At 65.7% G+C, this 10,599-nt stretch carries 9 protein-coding genes; 3 read left to right on the top strand and 6 right to left on the bottom strand.

What is annotated here, in order from left to right; all coding sequences use genetic code 11:
• Nucleotides 1–49 precede the first annotated feature (49 nt).
• Complete coding sequence (locus tag D9X30_RS19355) at nt 50–475, top strand: hypothetical protein (protein WP_066740307.1); 426 nt, start codon at nt 50–52, stop codon at nt 473–475.
• A 28-nt stretch (nt 476–503) separates the two neighbouring features.
• On the opposite strand, the gene D9X30_RS19350 is transcribed toward D9X30_RS19355, so the two are convergent.
• Nucleotides 504–1,034, bottom strand: a complete 531-nt coding sequence (locus tag D9X30_RS19350) for a hypothetical protein (protein ID WP_153947929.1) — start codon at nt 1,032–1,034, stop codon at nt 504–506.
• Nucleotides 1,035–1,229: 195 nt separating this feature from the next.
• Here D9X30_RS19350 and D9X30_RS19345 point away from each other — a divergent pair, with 195 nt between their 5' ends.
• Together D9X30_RS19345 and D9X30_RS19340 are read left to right on the top strand one after the other, a co-directional pair.
• On the top strand, nt 1,230–3,359 hold the full coding sequence (locus tag D9X30_RS19345) for a TonB-dependent receptor (protein WP_153947930.1): 2,130 nt from the start codon (nt 1,230–1,232) through the stop codon (nt 3,357–3,359).
• A gap of 280 nt (nt 3,360–3,639) precedes the next feature.
• Nucleotides 3,640–4,578 (top strand): sterol desaturase family protein, encoded by a 939-nt coding sequence (locus tag D9X30_RS19340; RefSeq protein WP_153947931.1) that lies wholly within the window; start codon nt 3,640–3,642, stop codon nt 4,576–4,578.
• A gap of 79 nt (nt 4,579–4,657) precedes the next feature.
• On the opposite strand, the gene D9X30_RS19335 is transcribed toward D9X30_RS19340, so the two are convergent.
• The 5 genes from D9X30_RS19335 to D9X30_RS19315 all read right to left on the bottom strand — a co-directional run bounded on the left by D9X30_RS19335 (nt 4,658) and on the right by D9X30_RS19315 (nt 10,567).
• Nucleotides 4,658–7,846, bottom strand: coding sequence for a pilus assembly protein (locus D9X30_RS19335; protein ID WP_153947932.1), 3,189 nt, complete (start codon nt 7,844–7,846; stop codon nt 4,658–4,660).
• A 75-nt stretch (nt 7,847–7,921) separates the two neighbouring features.
• Nucleotides 7,922–8,464: a pilus assembly PilX family protein gene (locus D9X30_RS19330; protein WP_153947933.1), complete on the bottom strand. Its 543-nt coding sequence runs from the start codon at nt 8,462–8,464 to the stop codon at nt 7,922–7,924.
• Nucleotides 8,461–9,510 carry a PilW family protein gene (locus D9X30_RS19325; RefSeq protein ID WP_153947934.1) on the bottom strand — a complete coding sequence of 350 codons (1,050 nt, stop codon included), beginning with the start codon at nt 9,508–9,510 and terminating at the stop codon, nt 8,461–8,463. The genes D9X30_RS19330 and D9X30_RS19325 overlap by 4 nt, the downstream gene beginning before the upstream one ends.
• Nucleotides 9,507–10,106 carry a type IV pilus modification protein PilV gene (pilV, locus tag D9X30_RS19320; RefSeq protein ID WP_153947935.1) on the bottom strand — a complete coding sequence of 200 codons (600 nt, stop codon included), beginning with the start codon at nt 10,104–10,106 and terminating at the stop codon, nt 9,507–9,509. Before pilV ends, D9X30_RS19325 begins: the two co-directional genes overlap by 4 nt.
• Nucleotides 10,103–10,567, bottom strand: a complete 465-nt coding sequence (locus tag D9X30_RS19315) for a GspH/FimT family pseudopilin (RefSeq protein WP_153948063.1) — start codon at nt 10,565–10,567, stop codon at nt 10,103–10,105. Before D9X30_RS19315 ends, pilV begins: the two co-directional genes overlap by 4 nt.
• Nucleotides 10,568–10,599 lie beyond the last annotated feature (32 nt).

Here is a 10,599-nt window from a genome sequence, read left to right as displayed (position 1 = left end):
ACCGAAGGTCATGTCGATACGGCCTGCCCCATGAACAGGAAAAGTGGAGATGGGCATGCCCAGCGAACAGTTCCTTGCTACCCAGGAAACCCGCCGCTCAGGGCTGCGTGCCTTGCGGGCGGCGTTGCTCCAGGTCCACAAGGAGGTCATCGGCTATGACCGCGGCCAGTATGAAAGACTGCATGGGCCGATTCCCGCAGGACAGTTTGTGCAACTGGTGACGGAAGAATCGTTCTTCCGCTGGCTCGATCCGTTGTCGCGCCTGATCATCGAGATCGACGAGGAACTCGACGGCGACGAGCATCACGATGAAACCTGCCGCGCCGTGGCTGGCGCCACGCAGAAACTGTTCAGCGAACACGGCGACCAGGCATTCCGCCGGCGCTATCAGGAAGCCCTGCAGGACGAAGCATCGGTCACGGTGGCCCACGGCAGGCTGATGTCCGTCATCGGCCAGCTGCGCCAGTTGCCGTAACAGCCACGATCAAGCGAAGGGCGGCCGCCTAGCGGCCCCTGCCACCTCCCCGGCCGCCGCCACGGTAGCCGCCGCCATACGCGCCACCATATCCCCTGCCATACCCGCCGCCGTAGCCGCCGTACCCCCGGTAGCCCCCGCCGTAGCCGTGATAGCCGCCGTGATAGCCGCCGTGATAGCCGCCGTGATAGCCATACCCGCCACGGTAGCCGTAGTAGCCGCGATGTCCGTAATACCCCCGATACCCGCAGCAGCCATAGCCGAACCAGATGCTGCTGTAGACCGGCCAGCCCGCGTAGCCATACGGATATCCGTAGGGATAACCGGCGTAGTAGCCGCCGTAGTAGTTGCCGTAGTAGTACGGATATCCGCTATAGAACGTGCCGTAGGTATTGAGCGGATAGCTGGCGTCACCCGTGCCGGTGTAACTGCTGTAGCTGCCGGCATAGCTGCCATAGGTCGTGCCATAGGCGTCATAGCCCGGATAGGCCACACAGCCGCCCAGCATCACGGCCGTCCCGGCCACGACTCCCGCAAGCATCCCGCGTATGGCAACCATTTCCCGTCTCCCGCCTGCCTTCGGAGCGCGTGCGCCCAGCCTCTTGATTCTATTGCTTATGGAGGGGCAGACAAGCTAGTGCCGGCCCCAAGACGCTGCATGACATTGCATCGAAATAATCACATTGACCGCGGGGTTACTTGCAAATGATAATCGCTCCCATTTTTTATTATTACAACACATTACGCCAGGGAAATGAGCCGTTATCTGCACACTCACCGTATTACCCGGTCGTTGGCCGCTTGCCCGGCCCTGCTCGTCGGGCTGGTTCACGCGCAAGGCGCCACGCCCGCGCCGCAAAACCTGCCGGCGGTCACCGTCAAGGCCGACGCCAGCAAGGAGCTGGGCACCGGGTATAACCCGTCCAACACCGTCAGCGCGACCAAGACCGACGCCCCGCTGCGCGACATTCCCCAGACGGTCAACGTGGTGACTGCCGAAGTCATGCAGGACCAGCACGCCACGTCGATGCAGGACGTGCTCAAGAACGTGCCGGGCGTGAGTTTTTCGACGGGCGACGGGCAGCGCGACCAGGTATCGATTCGTGGCTTTTCGGCCATTGCCGACCAGTTCGTCGATGGCATCCGCGACGACGCGCTGTACTTTCGCGATCTGTCCAACGTCGATCGGGTCGAGGTCATCAAGGGCCCGGCCGCGGTGCTGTATGGCCGGGGTTCGTCGGGTGGCCTGATCAACCGCGTGACCAAGAAGCCGGGGCTCGACGTGACGGACTTCGCATTGAGCTATGGCATGTGGGCCGATCGCCGCGTCGAAGGCGATGTGGGCCGTGTGTTCGCGGATGGCGCCGCGGCCTTCCGCATCACGGCCGCACACGAGGAAGCCAACAGCTACCGTTCGCAGCAGTTCCTGAACCGCACGGCCGTGGCGCCGTCGCTGGAACTGCGCCTGGCGCCGCAGACGACGGTATTGCTGCAGGCAGACTACCTGGAAGACCGCCGTGTCACCGACTTCGGCATTCCGGCGTACAAGGGCCGGCCGGTGGCGGTGGACCCGTCCACGTACTACGGCGCCGCCAATGCCCGCGATTCGGACTACAGCCAGAGCCGCGTGTACTCGGGCACGGCAACGGTCAACCATCGCTTCAACGAGAACTGGTCGATCCGCAATGCCACGCGCTACTACCATTACTCGCTGGAGCGGAACAACACGCTGACCAACACGGTGAACGAAGCGGCCCAGACCTTCACGATGAACCACGGCAATGTCTATCGTGAAGAGCATGGGTGGTTCAACCAGACCGACCTGACCCAGATGGCGCGATTCCTGGGCATGCAGCACGAACTGCTGTACGGCGTGGAAGTGGGCCAGCAGAACAAGGACGTGATGAACTACACGGCGCCGGTGCGAAATTCGGCCGGTGCGGTGGCAAACTTTGCGCTGTTCAACCCGATACTGCCCACGTTGCCACGCCTGGTCGGCGGCAACCCCGGCACGAGCAACCTGGGCGTTTTCAAGACGCTGGGGCTCTACACGCAGGACATGATCCAGTTCTCCGAGCAGTGGAAGGCGCTGGTGGGCGTGCGCTACGACCGCTTCGAGCAGGAGACGTTCCAGCGCGTGCCCGGACAGGCCGACCTGTCGCGCACGGACAATGCGTGGAGCCCGCGCGCGGGCCTGGTCTGGCAACCGTCGAAGCAGCAGTCGTATTACCTGTCGTGGAGCCGGTCGTTCCAGCCGTCCGGCGAAGCGTTTTCGCTGGCCGCCAACAACGCCCAGCTGGCGCCGGAAACCACACGCAATACCGAGGTGGGCGCCAAGTATGACTTCCTGGATGGCAAGGCCAGCACCACGGTGTCGCTGTTCCGCATCGAGCGCACCAACATCAAGGTGGCCAACGCCACCGGTACCGCGCTGATCCCGATCGGCGAGCAGCGCACCGACGGCCTGGAACTGAGCGGTGCCGCGCAACTGGGCGGCGGCTGGCGCATGCTGGCCGGCTATGCCTATCTGGATGCCGTGGTCACGCAGTCCACGCCCGCGCTGCAAGGCAAGCGGGCCACGCTGACGCCGCGCCATTCCGGCAATGTCTGGATCACCAAGGACCTGGGCCACGGCTTCGGCCTGGGCGGGGGGCTGAACCTGGTGGGCGCGCGGCAGGCCGATCCGGCCAACACCGTGACGCTGCCGGGCTATGTCACCGCCGACATGGTGGCGTGGTATCGGCGCGGCAAGTTCGAGGCCCAGCTCAACGTGTACAACCTGTTCAACCAGGGCTACATCGTTTCCGGCCACGGTTCGAGCCCGAACCTGAACCTGCCCGGCGCCCCGCGCAGCGTGATGGCGACGGTGCGGTATCGCATGTAAGGGCTGTCGGTCGATGCCCGGGGCCCCGGCGCCCTGCCCCGGCCTGGCGGGCGGGCGACCGGGTCGCAGCATGCGCCGGCTCCGCCGCATCCGCCGGTGTCACCGGCGCCCCCGGGTGCCCCTCTCCATCGCCCGCAAACCGTTATCCGGCGCGGCTTTCCGCGCGGTGACATGGGGCGACATACTTCGCGCATGGCGCCCCGCCCGATCGCCTCCTACATTTGGCTCACCGACGCAGCGAGAGCTACGCCATCGTCACCGCCAAACCGAAAGGACGATCATGCAACTTCATCAAATCACCCTCCTGGCCACCGGCGTCATCGTCGCCGCGTCGATGGTCGAAGCCGCGTTCCTGGCCCGCAAGGCCCGCCAGCAAGGCAAGACCTATCCGTGGCATGAAATGGGCCTGTCGCTGGTCGACATGATCGGCCGCAAGCTGATGGCCTTCCTTCCGCTGTCGCTGGCCACGCCGATCTTTGCACTGGCCTGGCAGCACCGCATCTTCACGATGGAGATCAACAGCGCGCTGGCCGTGCTGCTGCTCTTCGTCGGCCAGGAATTCTGCTACTACTGGTATCACCGCGCCTCGCACCGCATCCGCTTCTTCTGGGCCACGCACGCCGTGCACCACTCGCCCAATGAACTGACGCTAGGCACCGCGTATCGCCTGGGCTGGACCGGCAAGATCACCGGCACCGCCATCTTCTTCGCGCCGCTGGTGTTCCTGGGCGTGCGCCCCGAGGTGGTACTGGCCACGCTGAGCCTGAACCTGTTGTACCAGTTCTGGCTGCACACCACCTGGATTCCCAGGCTCGGCTGGCTCGAATACGTGTTCAACACCCCGTCGGCGCACCGCGTGCACCATGCCTCCAACGTGGACTACCTCGATGCCAACTACGGCGGCGTGCTGATCCTGTTCGACCGCCTGTTCGGCACCTACGTGGCAGAGCGCGACGACGAACCGTGCCGCTTCGGCCTGGTCCACCCGACCACCACGCACAACCCACTGGTCAACCAGTTCGAACACTGGATCAGCCTGGGCAAGGACATGCTGGCATCGGGCAGCCTGGCGAGCGCCATCGGCTACCTGACGATGCCTCCGGGCTGGGCACCAAACGGCCAAGGCACCACGACCGAGGCACTGCGCCAGCAGCAGACGCTGCAACAGAAGCAGCAGATCGATCGGGAAATGGAGGGGAAGGTGGCAGTCGCGCCGTAACGGGGGGAGTCCCGACGGATGAACGGGCAGCGTGGGCTGCCCGTTCTCTTTTACGGGCCGGGTACGTCAGGCCGTCGGCTTACTTCTGGTCGGTCTCGGGATACCAGTAGATGCGCTTGCGCTTGCCCACGCCGGTCAGCGACACCTTCTGCACGCCCAGCGCCGATTTGTCGTCGCCGCCGGCGCTGCTGTTCTGGTTGCCCACCCCGAACAGCACCGGCACCACCACGGGCTGCCCGTCCTTGTCGACGCTCACCACGCCGAATACCGGCGACGGCGGGAACCCGCCGCCATCCAGAATGATGGAGCGGTCGGGATTCAGCCCCGCGCTGGTCAGGAAGCTGTACGAATAGCTTCGCGCCGTGCCAAGGTTCGGATAACAGACGCCGGCCTTGGGCACCGAGGGCGTGTTCGTTCCGACGCTGGTATAGCCGGCGACGGTAAGCGGTGCGTTCACGGCCTTTTCGCCGGGATTCACCAGCGTGATGTAGAAGCCCGAGCGCGAACCGTCGTAGCCGGCCGTCGTGGCATCGACGAGGCTCGCCTCTGTCAACGGCGTCCAGGTGGACGGCATGCGCGACGTGTTGGTATCGCGGATCATGTAGAGCCGGTTGACCACGTTGTAGGCCGTGCCGGGCGTGGCGGAGGCCGAATAGAGCGGATGCTCGCGGTCGCCGGACCCCAGGGACACCGCGTCGTAGCCGCGCGTGGAAATCACGTCGGGCGCATAGAAGAACTTGCGCGCACTGTTGGTATTGGCCGCGCCGCCCAGCGCGGCGAGCTTGTTCATCGTCCAGTTGGCCGGCGCGGTGCCGCCAGCGGTTTCGAAATCGGCCCGCCAGACGTTGCCGCCCACATCCCCGACGTAGATCCGCTCCACGTAGCCATCGCCGTTGCGATCAAGCGTGGTGACGTCCGACGGAATCGAGCGGGTCAGTGCGGGCACCGCCGTGCAGGCGCCGGTGGCGCCCATGCAGGACGGCTGCGCCGACCACACCATGTTGCCCGTGTAGGCGTCCAGCACCAGCACGCCCCGGCCCATGGTATCGACGCCAGGCGACGGATCGCTGTCCTCGGCCGGATCGTAGCCGGCGCCCATGATGATCACCGGATTCGTATTGCCGCGCACGCGTGCCACCTTCGGCTGCGACCAGGTCTGCCCCAGTTCCGGGATATCGGCGTTGGACCGCTTCCACACAAAGCGCGGGCTCGCGGGGTTGGTGACATCGAGCGCATAGACCAGCCGGCCTCCGCGCCGCGCGGTCAGGTACAGCATCACGCGGGGATTGGCCGGGTCCCGCTGGTCCTGCATCACCGTGGTGCTGCCATCGAAGAAGTAGTCGCGCGGCTTGGGCTCGGGCGAGATGCCTGCCGGCGCTGTCGACAGCTTGACTTCAGGCGAGTTGGTGTAGAGCCGGCTCAGCCTGTCCAGGAATTCCGGTGCAACGAAGCCCCACAGCTCGCCGCCGGGCCGCACCGTGCCGATGCCCTGTGTCTGGTTGCCGTTGACGGCGTGGAATACGCCGTCGTTGGTGCCGTAGAACACCACCACGCCCGTGGTGCCGCCATAGTTGACCACGGCCGGGCGCGAATGCAGCACATCGGCGTGGATCGATGACCGCACCGTGACGGGCGAGCCCGGGCCCGTTTCGCTTTCGATGCCGGCGATGCTCTTGCTGTCGACGGCCGCCTCGTCCTGGCCGCGCATCCAGGCAATGAGCTTGGGCAATTCGGTCGCGGTGATCGTGGCCCCGCCATTGGTGCCGCCATTGAACGCCGCCAGCCCGGTCGAGCCCGTCAGCCAGCTATTCGACGCATCGAAACTCGGGAACGCGGCCGACACCGGGCAATTGCCCACGCCATTGCAGGTCAGCAGCGTGCGCGAGTCCTGGCTGGTCAGCCACTGCACGCGCATCATCTCGCCGACGCCGCCCTTTTCGACGATTTCCCCGTCGGGCGTATCGAGCTTCCACCCCGTGCCTGACGGGCTGTTCTGCCAGTAGCCCGTGCTTGGCCAGTTCTTGACCGTGCCGCCATACTTGCCACCTGAAAACGACAGCGGCGCGTCGGCTGTCCAGAAACTCACCGCGTTCGCCGACACGAACCCCGTCTGGGCGTTGCTGATGGCCGATGCGCCCGTCGCATCCTGCATCACGAGCTTTCCGGTCTTGTCGTAGCCCACCTTGTACTGCTTCAGGTTGCCCATCCAGCGCGGTGCCGCCGTGGCGTCGGGCCGGAACATGCCGATGTACACCTGGTTCAGGAACTGCCCCTGCGCGTTGACCGATGCCGGCAGGCTGACCGACGCGAACACGCTGTTCACGGCCTGCACCTCATTGAAGATCGAAATCAGGTCGGCCGCCAGGCCGTTGGCATCGCCAAGCTGCACCGTATAGGACTTGCCCCCGCCGTTGGTGCCCATGCTCTGGGCCAGCTGCACGTAGTCAGGGTTGTTGTTGTCGGTCACCGCGATCGTGTACGTCGTCACGTTCTGGCGGTTGTCCATGTTGCCCAGCACATCGGTCTGGTTCAGGAACCGCGCCCACTCGTCCCCCCAGCTGCTCTGGTACTTGGCGTTGGTGGCCAGCACGATTTCCTGCTGCTGCGCCTTGGTGGCGCCGGCGCTGACCAGTGAATCGAAGGCGTTCTGTCCGGTGTCCTGCGGCTTGCCGTTGTTGACCGCGTTGCCAATGTAGATGATGAAGTTGCGCTGGCACGGATTGTCGATCGGCGACGTGTACTTGGTGCCGGACAGCCCCGTGTTGCCCGAGAAGAAGGCCCAGGCCTCCTGCATCGCGCCGCCTACCTGCGAGTTGTTCGAATTGTCGGCCTGGCGGTCGATCGACTTCAGGTAGGCAAGGAATGCGGAGATGCCGTTGTTGTCCATCAGCGGCAACTTGTACGGCGCCGCGCCCGGATAGCGCATCTTGCCGCCTGCGTTGTTGCCGGTGCCGAACATCATCAACCCGATGTTGATGTTGCCGTAGAGCGTGGGCGACGTCGTGATCGAGTTGATCGCGTTATAGAGCGCGCACTGCAGCGCGCCGACGTCCTTGCCGGCGTTGTTGCTGCTGACCACACCGTCCGTGGAGCAGGTGAAGCTGGCGGAGGCATCCCACGTCGACGCATTGTCGAGGATGATCAGCACGTTGGGCTTGCCCGCCTGGGGCTGCAGCCCGGTGTAGAGGTCGATATCCTCGGCCAGGCTTGGAGATGCCGCCGTGGCCAGGCTCAGGGCAAGGGCCAGACAAAGAGAAGAGATGCGCATGAGTGCGGAGCCCGGAAGAAGACAGCTAGCTGGAAAACGGTTTGGCGATCGGTCAGGCAATCGGCCGGGCCATGGTCACGACGGACATGCGGTGCCATACGGCACCCGCACGGCAATCCCCTGATGCAGGGTGGTGCGGCTGGCGGTCACGGCGGTATCGCTGACCGTCGCGGCCACGTCCCACTGGGTCCCGTTACAGAGCGAATTGCCGCCCCCGCCGCCGCTCCCGGTCACGATGCCGGTGTTGTTGTTGCCATTGCCCACGAAACAGGACACATCGTCGGCATTGTTCTCGTCGAGTTCGATATTCTTGACCGGCTTGCTGGTCTCGCAGACCGGTGCGGCGACCTGCACGGTGTAGTCGGCCTTGCCGTCGCCAGTCACGTCGACAGGCACGGTCCTGGCCACCGGCGCCGCCGTGAAGTCCTGGCTGATGACCTGCTCGATCCCCTGTTGCGCGGCGTGACGTGCCTCCACGCCGTACTGCTGGTTCGCCGCCACCTTGGTGTTGACCACGCTGGAGCCCACCAGCGAGATGGTCAACATCAGGAACACGACCAGGAACACCAGCGTGATCAGCAGCGTGACGCCATGCTGGCGATGTCGGATCGGACTCATTGGGACTCCCGGGAACCGGCGATGTTGGCCACGCGGGCCAGTTCCGCATAGACGTGGCGCTTGTATCCATCCCGGAACGGGCCGCTTGCCTGGGCCCGCCCCAGATCGTAGGTGCGCTGGTCGGTCCAGCCACTGGTCACCACGGCGGTGCGGGCCAGCAACTGGACCCGCACGGCGGTCACGTTGCGCCAGTTCGTCAGCGGCACGGACCAGTCGTAGGCGGGCGCACCGGTGCAATCTGCCGAGTGGTCGGCACCGGGGTCGCCTACGTAGCAGTCCGGCGCGCCGTTGCCGTCGAGGTCGACCCCGTACGACAGGTGCATGTCCTCGATGCCGTTGGCCACGGACTGCACGCGGAAGCCGCCATTGAACAGTTCCGCCATCTTCAGCGTTGGCTTGCCGTCGCCGGCGCCGGTGCACAGGTCGCATCCGGCCAGATAGAAGATGCGGACCACCGCCGCACGCAGTTCGGACGGCACCGTGCTGTCGCAGGCCTTGGTGCGCAGCTTGAACGCCGGCGCGCTGGCATCGAATACCAGCGATGCCATGTCGTCGGCACAGTAGGAAGCCTGCAGGTATGGCGTCCCGACCACCGCGGCCGACACCGGCGTGGTGCTGACGCGCCGCACGGCCAGGATCTCCGATCCGGCCAGCAGGTTGGGCAGGCATGGCGCCACGGCGCCCGGCGCGAAGCCCTGCACGGCAAGCGGCACGGTGGCGGGCGACGCCGAGAAGCCGAGCGACGCCGGGTCGGTCGCGCACAGGTCGGGGGCCGACACCAGCGCGCCGGCCGCCACGTTGGCAGGCCCGAAGAAACCGGCCAGTTCCACCTCGCGGCTCATGATGTCCAGCGCGTAACGGCCGTTCTCGATCTGCTCGGCGCTGTTTGAAAACGCATTGCGCGCACGGCTGGTATTGAAGTACAGCGTCGCCAGCGCCGTGATCAGCAGCAGGCCAAGCGTCATCGACACCATCAGTTCCACCAGCGACAGGCCTCGCTGGCGGCGCATCGGCGCGATGTGTCGCACGGGAATGTGCCGCGTCATGACAGCACCCCGATACGCACCTGCACGCTGACCGCCCGCCGGTTCGCGTCATTACCGAACTGGTTCTGCCCGCACGGCAACGCCGGCGCCCCCGTTTTGGCCAGGCCTTGCCAGGCTACCGTGACGCGGTACGTCTGCGTGGCGGGATCGATCGCCTCGATACAGCCCAGCGCACCGATCATCGCGCCCACCTTGTTGCCCCCATCGGTCTCGGCACTGCCCTGCAGGGCCGCGCCCCATGTCGCCAGGTCAGCGGCGGCCACCGCGCGTTGCGCGTTGGTTCCCACCGTGCACGCGGCTGGCGGCACTGTCGTGCTGCCTGCCACGGTGGCGTTTGGCCCGCTTGCGTAGCAGCCGATGACCTGCCGGTTGGCGTTGAGCCGCGCCACCATGTCCTGGAGCAGCGTCAACGCCTGCCCACGCTGGTACGACTCCATTTCCGTCTGGCCCGAGCGCGCGATCATCCCGGCTGTGCCGAGCAACGCCACCAGCACGATCACCACCGAGACCAGCACCTCGATCAGCGTCGTCCCGCGCTGCGAGGCTCGCTGGCCGCCGGAACGCCGCCACCGGCGAGTACGGACGGACGTGTTCATGAGCAGGCTCCGCTGACAGTGGCCACCCGGCCGGTGCCGTTGATCTGGATACAGACGACGTTCGACGTGCCGGTGCCCGCCATCGAAACCTGAAACGTCTGGCTGCCGTTGCCGGGCCGGCCATCGTTGCCGACCCACAACGAGTTCCCGCCTGCCGTGCTGACGGTGATATCCGTATAGGGGCCATAGGCACGCAGGCGCTCTGTGCCGGCCGTGACGACCCAGCCGGCCGACCACGTGCCATTGGCCGACAGCGTCGTGATGCCATTGCGCTTGACGGCCTCGCTGCGCATCAGCGTGACCGCCGACGCCAGGTCGCTGGCGGCATTGCGCAGGCGCTGGCCGGCAATGAACTGCTGGAACGAAGGCGCCGCCATGGTGGACAGGATGGTCAGCACCAGTAGCGTCACGATCAGTTCGACCAGGGTAAAGCCCCTGGCCTGCCCATTCGTCCCGGCCATGCGGCGCCGGCGGGTTGCTGATCCCAGATTGA

The organism is Cupriavidus sp. U2 (genome assembly GCF_009663685.2).
Classification (GTDB): domain Bacteria; phylum Pseudomonadota; class Gammaproteobacteria; order Burkholderiales; family Burkholderiaceae; genus Cupriavidus; species Cupriavidus necator_C.
Note: the sequence above shows the minus strand (reverse complement) of the source record. Positions and strands in the feature narration are given on the sequence as shown.